Genomic DNA, 21,984 nt, shown 5'->3' with positions numbered 1-21,984 from the left:
TCATCTGTCCTATAAAAAGCGTGGCTACCCCTTGCCGGATACTTTTTTGCCTTTTTTCTGGCTTTTAGGTTCCTGTTGGGGATAGACTGCTGGCGTTCACTCTATGATATAATAAGGAATGGCGTTGCGTCTTACGGCCTGTAATGATGATCGCATTATTTAAAAAGAGGGATTTACCAGAATACTTCGCCTTAAAGCGGATTGCTCTGGAAAGGCAGGACAGGCGAATTTGCCAGAATACAAGCGGCTGCGGTTTTGGACACAAATTCTTATAATCAATGCCAAAGAACGAACAGTCGTAACTTTCTAAAGGTCAGAGGATGGGGTGGTTTCTCAAGAAAGGACTAATGGGTGTATGAACAAAGCTGTGCCTGAAAAGCCGTTGCATTCTTCTCAGGTATGGTCTGGTTTATCAGAAAATGATGTTTTTATCCTGTATGTTTAGGGGGATATTCAGCTTTTCTTCCACTTAAACTTAGAATATGTCCTACATTTTACCTGTTAAAGGGGTTCACCCAACTATAGGGGAAAATTGCTTTGTGGCTCCCAACGCCACCATTGCGGGAGATGTGGTATTGGGTGACCAGTGCACCGTTTGGTTCAACGCCGTAGTACGCGGCGATGTAAACCAGATCCGCATCGGGAACAAGACCAACATACAGGACGGCGCCGTCATTCACTGTACTTACAAAAAGACCGGTACTTTCATAGGCAGCAATGTGAGCGTTGGGCACAACGCCATTGTGCACGGCTGCACCATTGAAGACAACGTGCTCATTGGCATGGGAGCCATTGTCATGGACAATGCCTTGGTGCAGGAGCACACCATTATCGCCGCGGGTGCGGTAGTGCTGGAGAAATCCATCTGTGAGGGGGGCTTCATCTACGCCGGGGTGCCCGCCAAGAAAGTGAAAGCACTTACCCAGGAACAAATCTCGGGCATGGCCCAAACTGCTGACAACTATGTGCTGTACGCCAGTTGGTTCCAGGAAGGGGAGGAGAAGCAATAACCCGGTACGGGGTAAGCGTTCTGCTTCTGGCGGCCTGTAAATGTATATGAGTTCAGGTGAAAATTAACATGTATATACCGTTTTGAATATATAAATTGTTCCCGTATTGGAGTTTCCCTCAAGCTTGCCCCTAACCTATGATCATTCTCCCCCGCCGTTGCTGGCTCTTCGTGCTGATTTTTCTTTTTTCCCTGGGTGGCTATGCCCAGGTTCCAACAGAAATCCTTTTCACGGGTAGTTACAAACAAGCCCCGCTCACCCAGGTTCTGGAAGAAATACAGGCCAAAACCCCGGTCAGGTTTTACTTTAAGCCAGAGTGGGTGACCAACTTGAAGGTGACCCAGAGCTTTGAGCGCGAGAAAGTGACCGCCGTGGTGGAGGCCTTGCTGGAAAACACAGACCTGGAGGCCGCCTGGTACCATAACTATGCGGTGATGCTGTTTCCGTCGGCGGCCCACCATCCGGCCATCGTCTACAAAGACAATGAAGGCAAACCCCTGAACCGACTGCTCTTCGGGTTGCCAAAAAACGCCCAGGAAGATAAGAAGGTGGTTCTACGCGGGAAGGTCACCAGTGCCAAAACCGGTGAACCGGTGGTGGGTGCTACCGTTTCTGTGCCGTCTTTGGCCATTGGCGACCAAACCGATGCTAATGGCGAGTACCGGCTTCTGCTGCCCATGGGCGAGCACCTGGTATCGTACAAATCCATTGAGTTATTACCCGAGGAAAGGCAGGTGGGCCTGTATGCCGCCGGAACCCTGAACCTGCAGCTCTACCAATCGGTGGTGGCCCTGAATGAGGTGGAAGTGCGCGCCGATGGCATGAATGACCGCAACGTGAACAGCGCGCAGTTGGGCATGAACAAACTCAACATTGGCGTGATCAGGAAAATGCCCACATTCATGGGCGAGGTAGACGTGGTAAAGAGTGTACTGCTGCTGCCCGGCGTTAGTTCGGTGGGCGAGGGCTCGGCGGGTTTCAACGTTAGGGGCGGCGGCTCTGACCAGAACCTTTTGCTCATGGGCCAAATTCCCATCTATAACCCGTCGCATCTTTTCGGCTTCTTTTCGGTCTTCAACCCAGATGTGGTCAAGGACCTTACCTTTTACCGGGGCGGGATTCCCCCCAAATACGGCGGGCGGTTATCCTCGGTGCTGGAGGTGCAGCAAAAGGAGGGCCAGAACACTAAACTCAAGGGGAACGGAGGGGTGGGGCCTATCACCAGCCGTCTGGCCCTGGAAGGTCCGTTGTTTTCCCCAAAGACTACTTTCCTGGTGGCGGGCCGGGCTTCTTACCCCAACTGGGTGCTGCATAGCCTCAAAGACAAACAGCTAAGCCAGACCCACGCGGCTTTCTATGACGGCAACGCCAACGTGACTCATATCTTCAGTCCCAAAGATAAAACCAGTTTCAACAGTTACCTGAGCCATGACTCCTTCGGGTTCACCCAAGACAGTATCTACTCCTGGCAGAACATAGGCGCTTCGTTGAAACACACCCACTCCTTCAGCGAGCAGTTGGTAGGTTCTTTGAGCGGGGTGTTCAGTAAATACCGGTTCGGTATCCAGGACCAGGACTCTACCAATGCCTCCAAGTTCAGCAACGGCATCTGGTCAGCGAGCATAAAAGCCGAAGGAAACTACGATGCCCGCCAGCACCAGCTGGGGTTTGGCGCGGAAGGAAGTTACCATACCTTCCAGCCGGGCAAACTGGAACCGGCCTCAGCCAACTCCGGCGTGAACCCCATTACCCTCACCCAGAACCAGGCCATAGAAGGCGGCATCTTCGCCAGTGATGAATACACCATCACCCCGCAGTGGACGGTTATGCTGGGGCTAAGGTATTCTTTTTACCAGAACCGCGGGCCAGGGCCGGTGTATGTGTATGCGCCGGGTCAGCCCAAACAGGAACGTACCATCACAGATACGCTGTCTTACGGGTCTGGGGAAGGAATTGCGTTCTACCATGGCCTGGAACCCCGCGTCTCGGTGAAATACAGCATCACAGAGGTCAATTCCATTAAGGCAGGTTACCAGCGCATGCGGCAGTACCTGCACCTGATCTCAGGCGCGATGGCGGTTGCACCCATTGATTTCTGGCAAACGAGTAACACGCACCTGAAACCGCAGGTAGCCGACCAGTGGTCTATTGGGTACTTCCACAACTTCTCGGGCAATTCCATTGAATTCTCAGTAGAGCCTTATTACAAGCGCATCCAGAACCAGCTGGACTACAAAGAAGGCGCGGAGCTTTGGCTGAACCCTACCATTGAAGCTGATTTATTGCCAGGTAAAGGCCGCACCTACGGCGTGGAGGTGCAACTTGCGAAAAAGCAGGGCGATTTAACCGGATGGGCCAGCTATACCTATTCCAGATCAGAGATTCAGGTGAACGGGACCTTCCCCGAGGAGCAGGTGAACAAAGGGGCTTTTTACCCTACCAATTATGACAAGCCGCACACCGTTTCTATCGTGGCCGCTTACCAGTTAACCAAACGGCTGGCGTTTACCTCTAACTTCATCTATAGCTCCGGTAGGCCTACCACGGCCCCCATTGGGCTGTACATGGTTGGGGGGGTAGAGGTGCCGGTATACGGAGACCGCAACCAGGCCCGCATCCCAGACTACCACCGCCTGGACCTGTCCATGAGCATAGAGCCCAATCACCGGAAAGATAAAAAATGGGAGGGCCGCTGGAGCGTGTCGGTGTACAATGTGTACGGTCGCCAGAATGCCTACTCGGTCTTCTTCCGGCGCGATGTGGGCGCCCCGCCCCAAGGGTACAAGCTCTCCGTGGTGGGGGTGCCCCTGCCTTCCATTACGTATGACTTCAAATTCTAGTCCCCCATGGCAACGTATAAAATTGGTTTGAAATACAGCTTTCTCTGGCTTCTATCGCTCGTGCTTTTCTCCTGCGTAGAACCCGTTGACTTAAAACTGCCCGCCAACGTGAGGAGCCTGGTGGTAGAGGGCTTGGTGACAAATGAACCTGGGCCTTACACCGTGAAACTCTCCATGACCTCGCCCTACGGAAGACCCACCGGGCTGAAGGATGAGGAACTGGAAAGAGCCCAGGTAGAAATAAGCAGCAGTGCCGGCGAACGGGAAATCTTGATGGAGCACGGATTGGGCATCTTCAAGACCTCGCCCAGCGGCATGCGGGGGAAGGTAGGTGAAGCATATACCCTGCATGTGAAGCTCAAAGACGGCCGGGCCTATACCTCCACCGCGCAGTTGCTCACCGCCAGCCCTCCGGTAGAAAACATCCAATTGCAATTCCAGAAAGTGCCCGTGAAAGAGGGGGAAGACACGCCCAATTACCGCTACGAGGTCTCGGTGGATGTAACCGACCCTGCTCGGGAGAGAAATTACTACCGATGGGAGTGGCGGGGAATTTTCGAGGTTTCCACCCAGCCCTGGGACTATGAGTACTGGCCTCCGCTGGGCAGCGGCCCTATCCCAATGCCCAAACCCTGCTGCAAGACCTGTTACATCTATGATACCACCAAGGTCACCGAAGTGGGCGAAGACCGCTTGTTTGACGGCAACCGTTACCGCCAGATCATTGGGTACCTGCCTTTGACAGCCGAGAACATCAATGTGCGGTATCATCTGGAGGTGACCCAATACTCGGTTTCTCCTGAGGCCTATGATTTCTGGCGGGTTTTCATCACCCAGACCCGCAACACCGGTTCTGTGTTAGATCCGCCTCCGGCCAACCCCAGAGGCAACCTGTCCAGCACCACTGATCCAGATGAAACGGTGTATGGGTTTTTCGGGGCTTCAGCGGTTACCAGAAATGCCATCTTCATCAATCGGTCTGAGGTGCCGGTGGTACCGCCGCTTTTGAAGTACCCCGATGATTGCCTCACCATGAAGTACAGTACTACCATTCGCCCCCCATTCTGGTAAAAGTATGAGCCCAAGCATTACCCTTAGAAAGTGTCTGGAAAGATCTAAACCAGCACTATTGTTCCTGTTACTTCTGCTCCCGTTAATGGCCTTTACTTGGCGGTCTGGTTCCTGGAAAGGAATATTGGCCCAAAGAGAAGGTGAGGAGCAGGTCCACGTGCGCTTTTCCCAGCCCTACTACGCCAGCGGCGACACCGTCAGGTTCAAAGCCTACGTTTTCGCGGCTGCCTCCCTGCAACCCACGTTTCAGAGCCAGATTCTGGAAATCGAGTTTAAAACGACAGTTCCGGGCACTACCCAGCACCTCCGGTTCCCCATCACGCAGGGGATGGCCACCGGAAGCTTTGTCTTGCCAGATACCCTGTCACGCGGCCAGTATGCGGTTATAGCTTACACTCCGGCGATGATACCAGGCGGCAAGAAAGACGCTTTTCAGACCAGATTAAGGGTTCTGGGCCCAGCCACTGCCAAAGCCAAAGTTGATCCAGAGTCTTTGAATAAACCAACCGCCGTGAACTTGCAGGCCTTCCCCGAGGGTGGTAAACTGGTAGCACAGGTAGAAAACCGGCTGGCTATCAAAGCCACAAACCAGGAAGGCAACGGCGTAGCCACCAAAGGCCGGATCATGGGTGCTGCGGGAGCCGCAACGGTATTCCAGACAAACCAGGAAGGAGTGGCCCTGGTGCAGTTTACCCCGCAGGAGGGCCAGCAGTACCAGATGGTGCTGGAAAACAGAAACACCACGGCCGTACTAAGAGAAAGCAAATTCCCGGCGGTAGAAGCCCAAGGCATAAGCCTTCGGATGCAGCCCCAAACCGATAGTGCGCTGCACGTAAGACTGCTCCCGAATTCGACCTGGATTCAAAAAAGAGGCGATAAACGGGTGCAGGTCAAAGTGCTTGCCGAGGGCAAAACGGTTCTGACAGCGGAAGAAAAACTGAACCGCGCAGAAGGCGCTGAGATCATGATTCCAGTGCATAGACTACCTGCCGGATTATTAACCTTCACCGTGGCCAACGCAGATGGGCAGGTAGAGGCCCAGCGGTTTGTTCTGGTACAACACCCCAGACAGCTGCGCATCCAACTGAAAACAGACAGAATACGGTATGGCCGCCGCGAGCCCGTGCGCGTGACCGCTTTGGTGACAGATGCAGCTGGTAAACCGGTAGACGCTTCCCTGGCTTTTGCGGTGCGCCCTCGTGCACAGTCACAGGAACTGTATGCTTCCTCTTTGGAGCGGGAAATCTTTCAAGGTGTGGCGCCCCGGCAGGGGTTAACAAAAGCCCTGGCGCCAGCAGTTGATTCTACCCTAGAGGGTGCACTGCTGGCCCAAACGCCGTTTCGCAACTTTGTGGCTGGTCCAGCGCAGCAGGCGCAGCCAGATACCGCGCTCACCTTATCCATTGCGGGGAAAGTAGTGGATGACAAAGGCGCCCCGGTGCCTACTACCACCTTGCTGATGTTTGGCCGGGGTAGCACCGAGCCCATGCTTCAGACACCCGGGCCAGATGGCAACTTTGTGTTTCAGTCGCCTGATTTCGTGAGCCCAGACCAATTTACGTTTGAGGTGCTGCGCTCCGGGGAAAGGGTCAAAGACGCCAACCTGGTGTGGACCAACCTGCCTTCCTTTGCAAAGACGCCGGTCTTGCCATTGGTGTTAACAGAGCCCGAGGCTCAGTACTTGAGACAGACCGCCCTGCGCAAACAAGCCACGGCACTTTTCGGGGTGAAGGGAGGCATTGCCCAGGAAAAAGATAGCACCGACGCCTTACTGGAAGAGTTGGGTACGCCAGACCAGTCTTTTGACATGAGCCAGTATGTGACCTTCAAAGACCTGGCCGAGGTGATAAAAGAAACCATTCCGCTGGCCAGTGTGGTAGAGAATGACAAAGGACGCAGCATCCGGATTTTCTCTCCCGAGAGGAGCGGAGCCCGCTACAAAGAGCATCCGCTGTATTTCCTGGATGGGGTGCCTACCTTGAACAATGATTGGATCCTGCAATTGCCTGGCACGGCCATCAAGAAGATAGATCTATTCTATGCCCAGCGTAAACTCAGAAACCTAGGCATGATAGCGCGCCACGGGGTGCTGTCCATCACCACCAATGCCCCGCATCCCAGCCCCAGAGAATTCCAGAACAACCAGACTCTGGCCTGGGCCGGAATGGCTCCTTTGCACGCTTTCAAGACGCCTTCCTATGAATACAACACCCCTTCGCCGGCGCCCGATTTAAGGAGCATGCTGTTCTGGGCACCCTCTGTTGCCACAGATGCCAAAGGGCAGGGAACCATCAGTTTCTACACCTCAGATGACATCGGTGAGTTTGAGGTAGAAGTGGAGGCGTACACCAAAAACGGGTTTCTGGGCACCCAAAACCTGCGGTTCTCTATCACCCCAAACCTGTAGCGTAGGAGACGTTTTGCCACCTCCGTAGTAAAACTTAGATTAAGCTTGATGGAGGTGAAGAAACCGTCCACTAGAGTATACATCAGGCAAGGTCAGGCATTCTCCTGGTCTTGCCTGATTTCTTTTACGGCTTTGCTTGAGGGTAATTCCCCATAGCCAACCCACCGGCAGAAACGTATTGTCCTTTTGTGGTCTCCTGAACCCATGAAACCGATGCTGATATCCATCCTAAAAATAGTGGCCCTGTTGTACGTGGCCATCTGCGGGCTGCTGTATTTCTTCCAGGAGAACCTGATCTTCTTCCCCGAGAAACTGGGCCCAGACCACCGGTTCAGGTTTAACGGTCCTTTTGAGGAAATTAGCGTAAAAACCCCTGATAACGTTCTGCTCCACGCACTGCTGTTCAAAGTAGAGAATCCCAAGGGCGTGGTGTTCTACTTGCACGGCAACGCCGGTTCGCTGGATTCCTGGGGAGACGTGTCACAGGTGTACAACGCTTTAGGGTATGACGTTTTCATGCTGGATTACCGGGGATACGGCAAAAGCAGAGGCAAAATCAAAAGCCAGAAACAGTTCTACCAGGATGTGCAAGCCGCCTACGATGTCCTGAAAACCCGTTACCCAGAGAGTGCCATTGTCGTGCTGGGCTATTCCATCGGGACGGGGGCTGCGGCTAAGATAGCGGCAGAGAACAGCCCGCGCATGTTAATCCTGCAGGCCCCTTACTATAGCCTCGCGGATATGATGCGGCATTTTTACCCCATCATCCCCACGTTCATCCTTAAGTATAAATTTGAGACCTACAGGTTCTTGCCCAATTGTAAAATGCCGGTTGTCCTTTTCCACGGCGAGCAGGATGAGATCATCTACTATGGTTCTTCTTTGAAACTGCGGCCATTGCTGAAGGAAGGAGACACCCTGGTGACCCTGAAAGGGCAGGGGCACAACGGCATGACCACCAACCCTGCGTACCTCGCTGAGCTGCAAAGAATCCTCCGGTAATATCCCATGTGGGTTGTTTTCCGGCACCATGAATATTTAAATTTTCTAATGTTCTGTAACGGCTGCCGGCTTGGTGCGTACTAGGCAATGATTCAGGCGAGGAATGTTGATGCTGGTTTGTTCATCCTGCCGTTTTGGGCACAGAAAAAACAAATCAGCAGAAAACCAGAAACCATTATGCCCGCCGCTTTCGGCTTCCCAACCTTCGGCCTCTGGGCCGACCACAAGATTTCTAAAAAGAAAATATGATAGAAGCAGTTAAATTCTGGAACGAACCAAACAACAAATCACACTGGGCGTACGAGATTGACCCCGAATGGAAGATATTCGGGGAAATGGTGAGACTGGCCGCCAAAGCCGTGAAAGCCGAGAAACCAGAGATTACCCGCGTGTTAGGCGGCATCTCGCCCATTGACCCGCATTTCATCAAGACCCTGGAACGCCACGGCACGCTGGAAGACCTGGACGCCGTGGCCGTGCACGGGTTCCCGCTGGATTGGAACCTCTGGAGCATCAACGAGTGGCCCGATAAAATCGCCGAGATTGAAGCCGTGACCAACCTGCCTGTGTGGGTGACCGAAGTGGGGATTTCGTCCTTTGGGGCCGAGGAAGTGCAGGAGTTCGGCTTGCGCCGCACCGCCGAGCTGCTGATGGGCCGCGTGGACCGCGCTTTCTGGTACAGCCTCTATGACCTGCCGCAGGCCTGGGAAGCCACCACCCGTCACCGCGAGGCCGAAGGTTCTTCGTACTACCGCCACTTCCACATGGGCCTGCTCAAGGAAGACGGTACTCCCAAAATGGCTCACAAGCACTTCTCAGACTACACCCCTGAGTTCGGGATCTGCCAATGGTTCCACTTTGAAGACCACCGCCTGGACGATGCCGTACAGCACCTCCGCAACCTGGGCGTGAAGAAGCTACGCACCGGCCTGAGCTGGGCCGATTGGCTGCGCCCCGATGCCGAGAAATGGTTTGACCACGTGATGAAGAAACTGGATGAGTTTGACGTGACCGCCACGTTCTGCTTTACCCCAGAGCACAAAGGCATTCAGCCGCACCACACCAGTCCGCCCCAGCACATTGAAGAGTTCGCCGATTTCTGCTCCCTCATGATGCGGCGTTACGCTTAGTCCCTTTTATCTGAATTCAATAAAGCATCTCTGTTTAGCGCCCGTTTTCTATAAAAGTGGGCCTAAACAGAGATGCTTCATTTCAAGAATCTTTCACCTCTTTTTATGAGCCAGGAAACCCAGGAAGAAACCCCCGATGTTTGGATGCTGAACATGCGCCGGGGCACGTTTGAAGAAGCTTGGAAGCACAGCGATGCCGTGTTGAAGGAACGCGCCGGAAAACCCTGCTGGCACTGGCCCCGTCACTTCCAATACGTCTGGGACGGCTCCTCTTTGCAAGGCAAACGGGTGCTGGTGCGCTGCTACCACGGCCTGGGCGATACCATCCAGTTCATCCGGTTCGCGCCGCTCATCAAAGCCATTGCCCAGGAAGTGATTGTGTGGGCCCAGGCGCCGCTCATCCCGCTCCTGGAAACCATTCCTACCATTGACCGGCTCTTGCCCCTGCATGACGGCACCCCCGAGGTGGACTACGATGTAGACGTGGAGGTCATGGAACTGACGCACATCTTCAGAACCACCCTGGACACCATTCCTTCCCAGATTCCCTACCTCCAGCTAGAACCCTTGCCGCTTCCCGGCGATAAGGGCAAACTGAACGTGGGCTTGGTCTGGAAACCCGGCGACTGGAATCCACATCGGTCCATTCCGTTTGACTTTCTGCGGCCGCTGGCCGAGGTCCAGGGCATCAACCTCTATATCTTGCAGGAGAATGCCGCTACTGCCGGTTGGCAGGAAGGTTTCGGCATCCATCCAGGTGAGTTCAGCTTGTATGAGTACGGACGCGCCATCAAAGGATTAGACCTGCTTCTTACCGTAGACTCCATGCCCGCCCACCTGGCTGGTGCCCTCAACGTGCCCGTCTGGACCCTGCTGCACGCCCACGCCGATTGGCGCTGGATGGATGACCGCGAAGACAGCCCCTGGTACCCTTCCATGTGCCTCTTCCGGCAAGAAACCGCCGATGATTGGGCAGGCGTGATCAGCCGGGTAATGGTGGAACTGGAGAAGCTGAAAAAGGAAGCGTAGGTGGAAAAGTAGGAAGTAGAAAGGCTCTGGTTTTGGGCCGGTTTTTAGAAAAGCAGGCCCAAAGCACCGGCCATAAAAAAAGCGGAGGGGAAACCCTCCGCTTTTTTTATTCTCCTTTCAACTGATTATACCGGTTCTTTATCTCCTCATAATTGCCTTGGTGATAGGCAAACCCGTGGTACGCTGCCAAGGTCATGCGGGCCCAATCAATGTACAATTGGGGCATCTGCAGGTTACGGGCCACCCTGAACATCTGGTGGCTACCCTTGGAAAGGTAATAGCGCATGCGGTAAATGAGCTTGCGTTGGGCAGTAGGGGTTTTGTCGTCTGGGATCACGCGCTTGCGGGGCTGTACGCCGCTGCGGGGCCAGGTAAGCCGGTAGGCCAGCCCTTCGCGGCGCTGCCGGAAACCGGCGGCCTGCGTCTGCTCCACAAAACGGGCATCTACCGGCTCCAATTGCAGGCGGCCTGCCTGGATGGCATTGGTCACCAGTTGGTCTACCAACGGCGACCGGACCACCACCACGTTCGTGCCGCGGCCATCAGAGGAATACGGCTCTACCCAGGCATCACCGAAGGAAATATCTGAGGTTTCGGCCACCACATCGTCGCAGTAATTGCAGGCCGAGTTCATGTAGAAACCAGCTCCCCAGTCGCCATCAGCCAGGTGCCACCAGTCGCGGTTTACGCTGTTACCGTCACGCAGGGTGAGTTTGGCGTTGTACCAGTTGGCGGGGCGGCTGGGGTCTTTCTGGCGGTACTCCACTTGTTCTATCTGGTCCACTGGCACGTTCATCTGCCAGGCAAAACTCTCCACAAAACGGGCGCTCTTCATGTGGCCGCAGAACAGGCCCAGCGTGTACTGGATACGCTCGCGGTACATGGGGTTTTCCTTGCGCAGCAACTGCACCGCTTTGATAAAGCACGGAATGCCCACTACGGCGTAGCGGCCGGGCACTTCTCTTATGAGAGAAAGTACCTCAGACAGTTCAATGGGATAATAGCGGGATTTGGCCCCTTCCCGGATCTCAGCTTCCGTGCGCGCGATGCGATAGCGGAAGTAGCGGCCGTCTTCCTGCGGGTCCTCAGTGGCAATCACGTGGGCCACTCCGTCGATAAGGCCCTGGCGCATGAGTTCAGTAGCCACCCAGGTGACCATGCCCCCGGAGCTGCCCTGCATTCGGAAATCCTCCTCAGACACGTGGCCCACGTACGCCGCCTGGAAACGCCCTAGGGCATTGTCTACGTGGGGAGCGGTGGGGAAGAGGGTGGCGCCCAGGTAATCTTCGTTTCTGGAGCCCGGCGAGAACGGACAGGTTCTGGTGAAACTACCCGACTCACGGTTGTACCAGGCGTTGGGGCCCTGGGGTTTCAGTTGGCCATAGGCGTCAAAGTCCATCTGGGTGTCTGGCAGGTTGGCCTGGGCCACACAACTGCCGCAGCCAATGCACAAGCCAGAAGTCACTATATCACGGGGGCTCAGCAGCTCTTTCATGCGTATTGAACTTGTTTTAACGCCAGCGCCCGGTCCAGATACGCATTAGAGGTTTCCCGGAGTTGCTCAATTTTCTGCGTAATCTGCGGGTTCAAGGGGGTGCTCAGCAGGGCTTCGTACTGGGCATAGTCTGAGCCTTCGGGCAGGAGGTGGTGCTCACCGCCGATCTTGGCCATGAGGCCCTGCAGTTTATGCCGGCGGTACGGCGAGGATTCACACACAAACGGTTTGGCGTTGCGCAGGGCAAAGACGCAGCCATGGAAGAAATTGGTGGCTACGGCCTCGGCTTTGGCCATGAGGTGCGCAAAGTCATGCGGATCGGTGGTGATCCACTGCTCATCGGCGAAGTCGTTGCGGTACCCAAAACTGATAAGCGGCAGGTTCCGGCTATCGGCGTACTGCCGGATCTCGCGGGCGAAGGATTCTGAAAAGTTATGTCCGTAGACCGCTATATAAGGCTTCTGCAGCAGCTCGTGGTCCCGGTCCTCCGGGATGATGGGGAACTGCAGGCAAGGGTCCAGCACCATCTCGGGCTCAAAGCCCAGCGCGTCTTTGATAATGGTCTGCGAGTTGGCGTCACGCACGGAGATGGACTCAAAGTTGCGCAGCTTATCGGCCCAGAAAGGGTGCATGCCCCAGGAGGCATCGTAGTTCCCGAAACTGGCGGCGTATGAGATGAGGTGCTGGGTCTTCAGGCCGTCGCCGTAAAACAAAGGGCAGCAGCCGTACCAGGGGTGCGAGAGGTTCCAGACCTCGTCACTGCCTACCACCACCACATCGTAGTTCTCCATCTGGCTGGGGTCTTCCAGCGGGAAGCGCGGCGAGAGGGGCAGGGTATCAAAGATGCGGAAGAACTTCTCTGTTTTCTCGCGGTACAGCGGGCGGTCAGACGCGGGCACCGGCGTGGGCAGCACCGGTTGTAAAGCGCATTTCCATTCTACCAGGTTCACGCGGCGCGAGTCATGGTCCAGGATAACGGCTTCGTGGCCGCGCGCCTGCAGCCCCTCGGCCAGACAGCGGGCCTGCCAGTAACTTCCGTAGTTGATGCAGCGGTGAAAGGTCAGGACCCCGATCTTTAAAACGTTCTTGTGTTGTAGGTTCTCCAAAGCTTTTCTGAAATAAGGGTAGAGGCCGGGCCGGCGGGTTGCTTTGTAGGCACAGCCCACACCCGGGAAATGGTAATTCATGCCAACGGCATCCCTTTGGTTTAGGTTATATCTTCAGCCGCTTAAATTGCCGCCTGTAGCCGGTATGTAAGGTAAAGCCCAGAGCCTCACAATTGAAAATTTACCGGAAAAAACCAAAGCAAAGGCGCCGCCGAAGAGCGATAACGGTTTGGGCTATGGCCCGTTTAAAGACACGGCTGAAATTTTCCTTTCCGTTTTTGCCTAGAAATTCAAAAAGTAGGCGCTAAATAGCACACCAGCGCTTTCATAAACCAGACGACATGACCAAAATTTTATTGATCCGGCACGCCACCACAGACGCCGTGGGCAAACGTTTATCTGGCCGCACGCCGGGTGTTTTCCTGAACCCGGAAGGGGTGGCGCAGGCGCAGTACCTGGCCCAAAGGCTGGCTGGTCTCCCAATACACGCCCTGTACAGCAGCCCGCTGGAACGCACCCTGCAAACCGCCGAATTCATCTCCCAGGCGCAGCAGCTCCCGGTGCAGCAAGACGAGGCTTTCCTGGAACTGAACTTCGGGGAGTGGACCAATTGCGCCTTTGAGGAACTGTCTGGGAAGGCAGAATTCCAGCGCTTCAACACCTTCAGGAGCATGACCCGGATTCCCGGCGGCGAGATGATGCTGGAGGCGCAGGCCCGTTTTATGGCCGGTTTGCAGAAACTGTGCGCAAAACACCCGCACGAAACCGTGGCCGTGGTGAGCCATTCAGACCTGATCAAAGCCGCGGTGGCGTATTACGCCGGTATTCACCTGGACCTTTTCCAGCGCCTGGAGATCAGCCCGGCTTCTGTGAGCATAATTGAAGTTTACGAAGAAACCGCTCGGATTCTGCTAATAAATGACACCGGCCAGATACAACCTTGAGGCCCTAAAATGAGTATTGCGGTTTAATTGCGGCCAATAGGTGCTTAAGTTCAAGGAAAGGAGTAGCTTTTCTACCGGGAAAATCCGGGTTGGAAAAGCTTCCCTGGTGCTTAGCATTCTTTCGTTTCAGACCCGTTTTTTGAAAAATACAGCATAAGCAGATGCCCGATCCGCATCAACCAGTTTCATTTTTTCTCATTGATCTCTTGAGGCCACGGCTGAAAATCGCTACACTTACGGGCAGGTTCCATGCGCTTACCGGAAGTCTGGCCTTTTGCAGCCCTCTTCCTGCTAAGTGGAAGGTGAGTGGCAAGAATCAATAACCCTTGTAAAAGACCCAGCCCTGGTGCTGCCTATCAAAAGTAAACTCTTTATTACCCAACCATAAACTCGTGTTACATGCATAATGTCGTAGAAAAAGCAGAAGGAAAACTAGGTTTGTTGATGCCTGGATTAGGCGCGGTGGCCACCACGCTTATTGCCGGGGTAGAAGCCGTTAAAAAAGACCTGGCGCAGCCGGTTGGCTCTTTAACCCAGATGGGCAACATCCGGTTAGGGAAACGCACCGAGAACCGCCATCCTAAAATCAAAGACTTTGTTCCGCTTGCCCATCTAAATGATATTGTCTTCGGGGGCTGGGATGTGTACTCAGACAACGTGTTTGAGGCCGCTATGAAAGCCAAGGTGATAGAGCCGATGATGCTGCACGCCGTGAAGGCCGAACTGGAAGCCATCAAGCCCATGAAAGCGGTGTTTGACAAGGCCTATATCGCCAACCTGGACGGTGACCACATCAAGGAGGCGGCCACCAAAGCCGATCTGGCCCAAGCCCTGATGGACGACATTGAGAACTTCAAGGAAGCCAACGACTGCGCCCGCCTGGTGATGGTGTGGTGCGGTTCCACCGAGAAATACATTGAAGAGTCCGAGGTGCACCAAAGCATTGAGGCGTTTGAGGAAGGTCTGCAGAACAATGATCCGGCCATCGCGCCTTCCATGATCTACGCCTATGCCGCCATCAAGCTGGGTGTGCCCTTCATGAACGGAGCCCCCAGCCTGAGCTGCGATATTCCTGCGCTTATTGAACTCGCCAGACAAACCGAAACCCCTATTGGTGGCAAAGACTTCAAAACCGGCCAAACACTCATGAAAACCATTCTGGCGCCTGGTCTGCACGCCAGGGCCTTGGGTGTGAAGGGCTGGTTCTCCTCCAACATCCTGGGCAACCGCGACGGATTGGTTTTAGATGCCCCTGAGAACTTCAAGACCAAGGAGGTTTCCAAACTGAGCGTGCTGGACGAAATCTTCCGCCCTGAGTCCAACCCCGAACTGTACGGCGATATGTACCACAAGGTGCGCATCAACTACTACCCGCCCCACGGTGACAACAAAGAAAGCTGGGACAACATCGACATCTTCGGCTGGCTCGGTTACCAGATGCAGATCAAGATCAACTTCCTGTGCCGCGACTCCATCCTGGCCGCCCCGTTGGTTCTTGACCTTGCCCTGTTCAGTGACCTGGCCAAAAGAGCCGGCATGTCAGGCATCCAAGAATGGTTGTCTTTCTACTTCAAGTCACCGCAAACGGCGGAGGGACTCAACCCAGAGCACGATATTTTCAAGCAATTGATCAAGCTGCAGAACACCCTGCGCCACATGATGGGCGAAGACCTGATCACGCACCTGGGCATGGATTACTACCAGGATTTGGTAGAGGCGATGTAACAGTACTAGTGGCCTGAAAAAACGTCCCTTGTTTTTAAGTTGATTTCCTACATTCAGCTTAAAAACAAGGGACGTCTGCTTTTAGGTGCAGGTAAGTTCTTCTTGCCACAATGCCTGATTTCCCTTAAACCTGTTTTAGATATTCTATGGATTTTGCAGCCTTCTAGAAAGGTATTTCCGCGCCCACGCCTCCGGCTGAATCTTCTGTCTACCTGCAGGCACTGTGGCATGACGCCCAAGGCAATTGGAAAGAAGCGCATGAACTCATTCAGGACCTACCGGATAAAAATGCCGCTCGGATTCACGCCTACCTCCACCGCAAAGAAGGAGACCTCTGGAACGCCGATTACTGGTACAAACGCGCCGGTAAAACAAGACCTGCTGGTACGTTGCCAGAGGAGTGGGAGCAATTGGTGAAGGCCTTCCTGTGATTTATACCTCTTAAGTTGTTGCACACGCATTCCGTCCCCTTTGAAGGGGAGTAGGGGGATGAATAGTCCAGCCGAACTCTGCATATAGCTTTATACTTTTATACAGCGCTGCAAAACGCAGATTCTCCCCTTAAGGGGAGATTAAGAGGGGGTGTTTACACCTGCTGGTCATGCATTGTTGATTATAATGCTTTGCTTACTCTTGTGAGAGGATACCTTTAGTTAACTCTGAAATGCATACTCTCCTATGTAAACACCCCTCTTCGCTCCCCTCAAGGGGAGAATCACTTTTTTACTACCGCCACGGCTACATCGGTGCGGACTTCCGGCACCGTAAAACTGCAACTGGCATTTTGTACTTCCAGCTCAAATTGCTCGCGCACCATGCCTTCTAACGTGTTCCAGGTAGTGATTTGGTAGTGGCCGTTCTGCAGGCCGGGAATCTCCACGGTTACGGTGAGCGGGGCGGCATTAGGGTCCATCAGGCGCTTACGTTGGTACAAGGCATCCTTCCGGAGAAACCAGACGACAGCTTGCTGACCATCGGCGCAGCCGAACACCGCGAAGGACGGTTCTGAGACCTTGATCTCCTGGTTCAGGTTCTTCCGCCGGAACGTGGGCCAATGGATGAGGTCCAGAAAGCCGGTCAGGTTTTTCTGGGCCACGCGCATGCCAGGGGTTAAGGTATGCGGATGGCGGTTGGGCCAACGCATGCCGCCGCCGGCCGCGCCCGAGGCCAGGTGTGCCCACTGGATGTGCCGGAAATACTCATCGTCAAACTCGGGGGCCAGGGTGTGCTTTTTATCTTTGAACAGGTGAATGGGACCGTGCTCAGAATCAAAGAACGGGCGGTTCTCGGGGGCGTGCTCCAGGGCTTCGCGCACCAGTTCGCCTACCTTGATGGCCGAGTCTACCGTGTTCTTGGGGTAGTCAATGGTTTTGGCATCGTAGAAGTGAGTGCTGGCGAAATCAAGCAAGGGATGCCGGAAAATAGTATCGGCGGTGTCTGGGTGCGTGTGCAGGATAGGCCCGAAGATAGACACGGTTTGTGGGTGGGAACGGCCGTAGAGGCGTAGTTCCAGATCGCGCACGTGTTCGCTCAGCTCGGTGGCTACCCGGGAGAAACTCTCTGAGCTGTTGCCCATGTGCGCCGGGTGCATCTCGTTCCAGAGGTCCCAGGCAAAGAGCACGCCGCTGCCGCCCCAGCGCTCTACCACAAACGTGAGCCTCGCCTTGATGACGGCCATGGTGTCTGGGCAAAGGAGCCATTGGCCTCGGCCGGCGCAAGGTCCGCCTAGGTTTTTGTTGTACGGGTGATACTTCCACTTGAGCCACATCCAGAAGGTGTCATAGGGCGTGAGCAGAATGCGTAGGCCGTATTTGGCGCAGAGCGCGAAAAGATCGTCCCAGAGTTTGACCATGCTGGGGTTGAACGTGCCTGCCGGTTTCTCAAAATAGCGGTGCTTCACCTGGGCGTATTCCAGCATGAGGCGCAGGCAGGTCACGCCGTGTTGCGAGAGGTAAGCCAGGTATTCCTCTACGGCGGCCAGGTTCTTCCGGCGGAACAAGCCTTCCAGCTCGGGCCAGGTGATGGCATCGTTCTGGCCCACCGGGGTCCAGGGCTGGCCGTCCTCAGTGATGAAATAGGGAGCGTCTGGTGCTACTTGGATCCAGGGCAGGGAAGGGGAATCTGGTAAGCGGGAAATCTTAGAAGCAGGAGCAGGTTTTAAAATAGAGGCTTGACGCATGTTTCTTGGCTTGCTATATATCTGTTAATCCTAAGCAGCGGCGGGTGGGCCTACCGTTACTTTTTGGTTTGAGGGCTTTGGCGCCTTGGGCATTAGTTTTTCAGGCGAAAAGAAGAATTCGCCTGGCATGGTTTAACGTAAAGCAGAAGGGTAGGGACGATGAATAAATACTGTAATGCAATAAGGCAGGTGCCTAGGAGAACAATTGCGTGATCACGAAGGAAATCACCGAAACCACAAAGCCCACCATGAAGAAGATGTAGGCAAACCGCAGGCTAGTGTATTTCTTCTGCAGCACCACGCCCAGGTGGTAGTTGTCTTTGATCATGCTGCCGTACAGCGTCTTGGGGTTGGTCATCATCTCGGTAATGCCCTCTTCGTACTCCAGCAGGCTGATGCTGTGGAAATCCCCGAAGAACATGAGGTTGATCTTGTCTTTGCTCAGGTCTCTGTTGGGCTGGTCTTTCTTGATGCGGGGCATGGTCACCAGAATGGCCAATACCATGGTGCAGAGGGAAGTGAACAGAAACAGCATGGCCGGCACAATAAGCTGGGGCTCGGTGTCCAGTTTCCTGAACAGCACCGACAGCAGAATAGACACGATGATGGAGTTAATGGTAAGCAGAATATGCGCCTTGTTGTCTGCCATGTCACTGAGCCGCATCTGGTTGGCGGCCGTGATCCGGAACATGGTTTCTGTGCCCCGCTGGGTTTTCTGTGCCTTGTCTTTTTTCTTTTTTCCTTCAGGGAGTGCACCCTCGTTCACTTCAGCCATTGCGCTGCGGTAGTTAAGTATGGTGGGGATAAACGTAACCGTGGCCCTGCAGAAGGCTGAGCTGGCAGAGTTCTTCCGCGGTTACATTCCCTATACTTAGTTTTAGTGCTGTGGTTGAGGTCTACCGGTAATTTCTTTCTTGGCCCTGCCGATGCAATCATTTCCCGCATTTGTCTTTATAGAGCCTGCAGATGCCGCAGCGCCAGAAAGCACAGAGACACCGAGCCCGAGACGCAGATCTCACCGTTCAGTACTTTAGACAAGACTTGGTTTAGGGGCACAGGTACCACCTCAATCTCTTCTGTGACGTCCAGGGCCTGCTGCTGTTCCACGCGTACATTCTGGGCCAGGAAAAGATGGATGCGGCTGGTGTCTTTGGCTGGGTTGTCATGCAGCACACCCAGCGGCACCAACTCCTGCGTGAGGACGGCACCGGTTTCTTCCAGCAGTTCGCGGGTAGCGGCATCCTGGGCTTGCTCTTGGTCTGGGTAGAAAGAGCCGGCGGGCAGTTCCAGGAAAATCTTGCCGGCGGCGTGTTTGTACTGGCGCACAAAAAGAACCTCGTTCTGCGCAGTAACCGGGAAGACATAAGCCCCATCGGGGCGCTCGCTCACAAAGAAATCGTCTACCACGTGGCCGCTGGGCAGTTCCACCTCATCGCGGCGCAGGGTGTACCATTTGTGTTTGTAAGCAATCTGGGAGCGAAGCAATCGCCAGGGACGGGGGTAAGGCATGACTTTAAACTAATTGAAAACAAATATGCTCGTTTTTGGCCTCATTTCCAGAAAGAGGCCTCAAAACGAGCATATTTCTGATGGGGGTATTAACGGGTAAGGGTTCTGTTTTTGCCTTCCACCTTGGCGGCTACGGCCTCTTGCCAGGCTTGTCCGGTGGCCGAGAGCAGCTCAGAACTGTTCCAGGTGTGCGTGCTGTTCTGGTTTTCGGGGTCTGGCTCGCAGAGGTAGATTTCGTGGTCTGGTTTTTGGGTCACTTTCAGGCCGCAGGAGCGCAGCATGGCCTCAATGCAGGCGTGGTTAGGCGCCCACCAGTTGGTGACATCGCCGGCCAGCTTATGCTCAATAAAACCCATCTTGGGGTAGCCTTGCTCCAGCATCACCTCGCGCTCGTTGAAGTCAATATCAGCGGGTATCTCGGCTACTTCCTCGCCAGGCATGGTGAGGGTCTGAAACACCATCAGGCGCGTAGTTTTCTGCGAGAGAATGTCCAATGACAGCAAGGGGTACCGCAAGTGGTACATCACGCCCATGTACCAGACGAGATCGAATTTCTCCTGCAGGTGGGCCACGTCATAGACCTGCATCTGCCGGAACTCCACCTTGTCATCAAACCCGAACTGCTGGGCTACCCAGGCGGCCTGCCGGAGGTAATGCGGGTCTACGTCAATGCCCAGCACCGAGGCGCCTCTCTTGGCCAGTTCCATGGTGTAGAAACCAGCATTGCAGCCTACGTCCAGCACGCGCCAGCCGGTAAGGTCCTCTGGAATGTATTTTTTGATGTGTTCCCATTTAAAGGCCGGGAAATCGCCTAAGCTATGGTTGGGGGCAGTCTGGGTGCCGTCTGGCAAGTGCAGGTTATGAAACCAGGGGCCTAGTTGGGCTATTTCCTGAGTTAGGTCCATAGAAGGTGGCTGGGGTTAGTTTGTGTTCACACGCTTGTACGGAAAACAGGATAGTAAAAGTTATATGTATGTGCAGGGAGCGCCGAAGAGTTCCTGGGGATTTATATCCTCTTTGGTAAGTGGCCTTGCCTGGTTGTTTTGAGGTTGTTTTGTGAAAATCAGGCCCTAAATGCAAGGTTTGTGGCGGAGTTGCTGTAACTTATGGCAAACTTGTCTCTTCCCTAAAAAGCCATTTATACAAACAAAATGATCCTGAAAAGAACCCTTACGTTTCTGCTCTGCCTGGTGAGCGCCTCTGTTTTCGCGCAAGACTGGAACAAGAAAAAGTGCGCCGTGGTGCTCACCTATGACGATGCCCTCAACACGCACCTGGATAAAGTGATTCCAGCCCTGGACTCCGTGAAACTGAAAGGCACCTTCTACCTCATCGCCTCTTCGCCGGCCTTCACCAAACGCCTGCCCGAGTGGCGGAAAGCCGCTGCCAACAAGCACGAACTCGCCAACCACTCGCTTTTTCACCCGTGCGACGGGCGCCAACCTGGCAGAAGTTTTGTGATTCCAGACTATGACCTGGCCACCTACACCGTGCGCCGCATCACCGATGAAATCAAGATGACCAACGCTGCCCTGGAAGCCGTGGACGGCAAGAAAGAGCACACCTTCGCCTATCCCTGCGGCGATACCAAAGTGGCCGGTGTCAACTTCATTGATGGCCTGAAAAACGACCTGGTAGCAGCTCGTGGCGTGCAGGGCGTTTATGTTCCCAAAACGGAGACAGACGTCTACAACGTAGGTTCCTTCATGATCAACGGCCAGACCGGCGACGAGCTTATTGCCATGGTGAAAAAGGCCATGGAGACCAACAGCATGATCGTGTTCCTCTTCCACGGCGTAGGTGGCGAGCACTCCTTGAACGTCTCCTTGGAAGCGCACCGCCAATTACTGCAGTTCCTGAAGAAGAACGAAAAAGACATCTGGAACACTACCTTTATTGAAGCCGCCAAGCACCTGAAAGCAACCGCCTCCGCGAAGAAGTAGTCTGATCCTCCTAAACAAGTCGGCCCCGTTTTGCGGCAGTTTTTCAGAAAACTTACGTAAAACAGGGCCGACCTTTTATTTTTCTCCTCCAGCTGAAAGTACAAGCTCAATTTGCGAGGTTAGGGCTGCAATATGCCAGCACCTTTTCCCTGATTTCCTCCAAAGTCTCCGGTGGAAGACCATCCTTATGGTTGTTTATTTTCAGGACTTCTTTTCTCCTATGATAGAAGGTCAAGGTGAGCGGGGTTTCTTTCAATTGGAATATTGTAACCGGTCTAGAAACCTGAAGATTGGTTTCTCTAAAAGGGAGTGTTTGTCTTTTTAAAAGATTTTCGAACGTATTAGTCTCTATGATGATTTCTGCCCGTTGGGTATCAAAGACAAGTTGGTGCAGTCTCCTTTTACTGTACAAGTCCACCAAAGAGGCCAAGGAAAGAGCCCCGACTACAAAATAATAGCTGTCCCAAACCAAGTCCGTTTTGAATAGAAAGTCTATGGCAGGAAGCAATCCATAAAACGGTACAAAAAACCACAAGTTTTTGAGTTCCTTCTTTTTGAGCGCTCGTAGGTCGGTTTTATAGTGAAGCATTCTTG

17 protein-coding genes are annotated in these 21,984 nt (G+C 54.1%); 10 read left to right on the top strand and 7 right to left on the bottom strand.

Annotated elements, in window-relative coordinates:
- Window positions 1-482 precede the first annotated feature (482 nt).
- The 7 genes from FOA19_RS02315 to FOA19_RS02285 all read left to right on the top strand — a co-directional run bounded on the left by FOA19_RS02315 (window position 483) and on the right by FOA19_RS02285 (window position 10,489).
- Window positions 483-1,010, top strand: a complete 528-nt coding sequence (locus FOA19_RS02315; RefSeq protein ID WP_149089185.1) for a gamma carbonic anhydrase family protein — start codon at window positions 483-485, stop codon at window positions 1,008-1,010.
- 137 nt (window positions 1,011-1,147) lie between these two features.
- On the top strand, window positions 1,148-3,850 hold the full coding sequence (locus FOA19_RS02310) for a TonB-dependent receptor (protein WP_149089184.1): 2,703 nt from the start codon (window positions 1,148-1,150) through the stop codon (window positions 3,848-3,850).
- A 6-nt stretch (window positions 3,851-3,856) separates the two neighbouring features.
- Window positions 3,857-4,921, top strand: coding sequence for a DUF4249 domain-containing protein (locus FOA19_RS02305; protein ID WP_149089183.1), 1,065 nt, complete (start codon window positions 3,857-3,859; stop codon window positions 4,919-4,921).
- An 85-nt stretch (window positions 4,922-5,006) separates the two neighbouring features.
- Window positions 5,007-7,328 (top strand): hypothetical protein, encoded by a 2,322-nt coding sequence (locus FOA19_RS02300; RefSeq protein WP_149089182.1) that lies wholly within the window; start codon window positions 5,007-5,009, stop codon window positions 7,326-7,328.
- Between the two features lie 204 nt (window positions 7,329-7,532).
- Entirely contained in the window at window positions 7,533-8,330 is a 798-nt protein-coding gene (locus FOA19_RS02295; RefSeq protein ID WP_149089181.1) for an alpha/beta hydrolase, read from the top strand.
- A 245-nt stretch (window positions 8,331-8,575) separates the two neighbouring features.
- Complete coding sequence (locus tag FOA19_RS02290; protein WP_149089180.1) at window positions 8,576-9,460, top strand: glycosyl hydrolase; 885 nt, start codon at window positions 8,576-8,578, stop codon at window positions 9,458-9,460.
- A 105-nt stretch (window positions 9,461-9,565) separates the two neighbouring features.
- Window positions 9,566-10,489, top strand: coding sequence for a glycosyltransferase family 9 protein (locus tag FOA19_RS02285; RefSeq protein ID WP_190300255.1), 924 nt, complete (start codon window positions 9,566-9,568; stop codon window positions 10,487-10,489).
- Window positions 10,490-10,595: 106 nt separating this feature from the next.
- Here the strand turns inward: FOA19_RS02285 and FOA19_RS02280 are convergent, their stop codons facing one another.
- Both FOA19_RS02280 and FOA19_RS02275 read right to left on the bottom strand, forming a co-directional pair.
- The gene (locus FOA19_RS02280; RefSeq protein ID WP_149089178.1) at window positions 10,596-11,984 is read right to left on the bottom strand and encodes a Coenzyme F420 hydrogenase/dehydrogenase, beta subunit C-terminal domain; all 1,389 of its coding nucleotides are present in this window, start codon (window positions 11,982-11,984) and stop codon (window positions 10,596-10,598) included.
- A complete protein-coding gene (locus FOA19_RS02275; RefSeq protein WP_149089177.1) occupies window positions 11,981-13,171 on the bottom strand; it encodes a polysaccharide pyruvyl transferase family protein in 1,191 nt (396 codons plus the stop codon). Before FOA19_RS02275 ends, FOA19_RS02280 begins: the two co-directional genes overlap by 4 nt.
- A 260-nt stretch (window positions 13,172-13,431) precedes the next feature.
- Between FOA19_RS02275 and FOA19_RS02270 the strand changes: the two genes are divergently transcribed.
- A complete protein-coding gene (locus tag FOA19_RS02270) occupies window positions 13,432-14,034 on the top strand; it encodes a histidine phosphatase family protein (RefSeq protein WP_149089176.1) in 603 nt (200 codons plus the stop codon).
- A gap of 399 nt (window positions 14,035-14,433) precedes the next feature.
- Window positions 14,434-15,759: an inositol-3-phosphate synthase gene (locus FOA19_RS02265; RefSeq protein WP_149089175.1), complete on the top strand. Its 1,326-nt coding sequence runs from the start codon at window positions 14,434-14,436 to the stop codon at window positions 15,757-15,759.
- A gap of 715 nt (window positions 15,760-16,474) precedes the next feature.
- Here the strand turns inward: FOA19_RS02265 and FOA19_RS02255 are convergent.
- From FOA19_RS02255 to FOA19_RS02240, 4 genes are all read right to left on the bottom strand, one after another.
- On the bottom strand, window positions 16,475-17,938 hold the full coding sequence (locus tag FOA19_RS02255; protein WP_149089174.1) for a glycoside hydrolase 5 family protein: 1,464 nt from the start codon (window positions 17,936-17,938) through the stop codon (window positions 16,475-16,477).
- Window positions 17,939-18,131: 193 nt separating this feature from the next.
- Window positions 18,132-18,713 (bottom strand): Pycsar system effector family protein, encoded by a 582-nt coding sequence (locus tag FOA19_RS02250; protein WP_149089173.1) that lies wholly within the window; start codon window positions 18,711-18,713, stop codon window positions 18,132-18,134.
- Between the two features lie 176 nt (window positions 18,714-18,889).
- Window positions 18,890-19,447 carry an NUDIX hydrolase gene (locus tag FOA19_RS02245; protein ID WP_149089172.1) on the bottom strand — a complete coding sequence of 186 codons (558 nt, stop codon included), beginning with the start codon at window positions 19,445-19,447 and terminating at the stop codon, window positions 18,890-18,892.
- Between the two features lie 89 nt (window positions 19,448-19,536).
- Complete coding sequence (locus tag FOA19_RS02240; RefSeq protein WP_149089171.1) at window positions 19,537-20,352, bottom strand: TIGR04290 family methyltransferase; 816 nt, start codon at window positions 20,350-20,352, stop codon at window positions 19,537-19,539.
- A 246-nt stretch (window positions 20,353-20,598) separates the two neighbouring features.
- Here FOA19_RS02240 and FOA19_RS02235 point away from each other — a divergent pair, with 246 nt between their 5' ends.
- On the top strand, window positions 20,599-21,390 hold the full coding sequence (locus FOA19_RS02235) for a polysaccharide deacetylase family protein (protein ID WP_149089170.1): 792 nt from the start codon (window positions 20,599-20,601) through the stop codon (window positions 21,388-21,390).
- A gap of 106 nt (window positions 21,391-21,496) precedes the next feature.
- Here the strand turns inward: FOA19_RS02235 and FOA19_RS02230 are convergent, their stop codons facing one another.
- The gene (locus tag FOA19_RS02230) at window positions 21,497-21,979 is read right to left on the bottom strand and encodes a hypothetical protein (RefSeq protein WP_149089169.1); all 483 of its coding nucleotides are present in this window, start codon (window positions 21,977-21,979) and stop codon (window positions 21,497-21,499) included.
- Window positions 21,980-21,984: the final 5 nt, after the last annotated feature.

Origin of the sequence: Rufibacter hautae (genome assembly GCF_008271695.1) — a bacterium.
In the GTDB taxonomy this organism is placed as follows: Bacteria; Bacteroidota; Bacteroidia; order Cytophagales; family Hymenobacteraceae; genus Nibribacter; species Nibribacter hautae.
Note: the sequence above shows the minus strand (reverse complement) of the source record. Positions and strands in the feature narration are given on the sequence as shown.

What these genes read in the sequence shown, in the direction of transcription:
- FOA19_RS02235 (WP_149089170.1), top strand. Translation starts at nt 20,599, where the DNA reads ATGATCCTGAAAAGAACCCTTACGTTTCTGCTCTGCCTGGTGAGCGCC.
- FOA19_RS02285 (WP_190300255.1), top strand. Translation starts at nt 9,566, where the DNA reads ATGAGCCAGGAAACCCAGGAAGAAACCCCCGATGTTTGGATGCTGAAC.
- FOA19_RS02295 (WP_149089181.1), top strand. Translation starts at nt 7,533, where the DNA reads ATGAAACCGATGCTGATATCCATCCTAAAAATAGTGGCCCTGTTGTAC.
- FOA19_RS02245 (WP_149089172.1), bottom strand. Translation starts at nt 19,447, where the DNA reads ATGCCTTACCCCCGTCCCTGGCGATTGCTTCGCTCCCAGATTGCTTAC.
- FOA19_RS02250 (WP_149089173.1), bottom strand. Translation starts at nt 18,713, where the DNA reads ATGGCTGAAGTGAACGAGGGTGCACTCCCTGAAGGAAAAAAGAAAAAA.
- FOA19_RS02315 (WP_149089185.1), top strand. Translation starts at nt 483, where the DNA reads ATGTCCTACATTTTACCTGTTAAAGGGGTTCACCCAACTATAGGGGAA.
- FOA19_RS02265 (WP_149089175.1), top strand. Translation starts at nt 14,434, where the DNA reads ATGCATAATGTCGTAGAAAAAGCAGAAGGAAAACTAGGTTTGTTGATG.
- FOA19_RS02230 (WP_149089169.1), bottom strand. Translation starts at nt 21,979, where the DNA reads ATGCTTCACTATAAAACCGACCTACGAGCGCTCAAAAAGAAGGAACTC.
- FOA19_RS02255 (WP_149089174.1), bottom strand. Translation starts at nt 17,938, where the DNA reads ATGCGTCAAGCCTCTATTTTAAAACCTGCTCCTGCTTCTAAGATTTCC.
- FOA19_RS02240 (WP_149089171.1), bottom strand. Translation starts at nt 20,352, where the DNA reads ATGGACCTAACTCAGGAAATAGCCCAACTAGGCCCCTGGTTTCATAAC.
- FOA19_RS02275 (WP_149089177.1), bottom strand. Translation starts at nt 13,171, where the DNA reads ATGAATTACCATTTCCCGGGTGTGGGCTGTGCCTACAAAGCAACCCGC.
- FOA19_RS02310 (WP_149089184.1), top strand. Translation starts at nt 1,148, where the DNA reads ATGATCATTCTCCCCCGCCGTTGCTGGCTCTTCGTGCTGATTTTTCTT.
- FOA19_RS02270 (WP_149089176.1), top strand. Translation starts at nt 13,432, where the DNA reads ATGACCAAAATTTTATTGATCCGGCACGCCACCACAGACGCCGTGGGC.
- FOA19_RS02305 (WP_149089183.1), top strand. Translation starts at nt 3,857, where the DNA reads ATGGCAACGTATAAAATTGGTTTGAAATACAGCTTTCTCTGGCTTCTA.
- FOA19_RS02280 (WP_149089178.1), bottom strand. Translation starts at nt 11,984, where the DNA reads ATGAAAGAGCTGCTGAGCCCCCGTGATATAGTGACTTCTGGCTTGTGC.
- FOA19_RS02300 (WP_149089182.1), top strand. Translation starts at nt 5,007, where the DNA reads ATGGCCTTTACTTGGCGGTCTGGTTCCTGGAAAGGAATATTGGCCCAA.
- FOA19_RS02290 (WP_149089180.1), top strand. Translation starts at nt 8,576, where the DNA reads ATGATAGAAGCAGTTAAATTCTGGAACGAACCAAACAACAAATCACAC.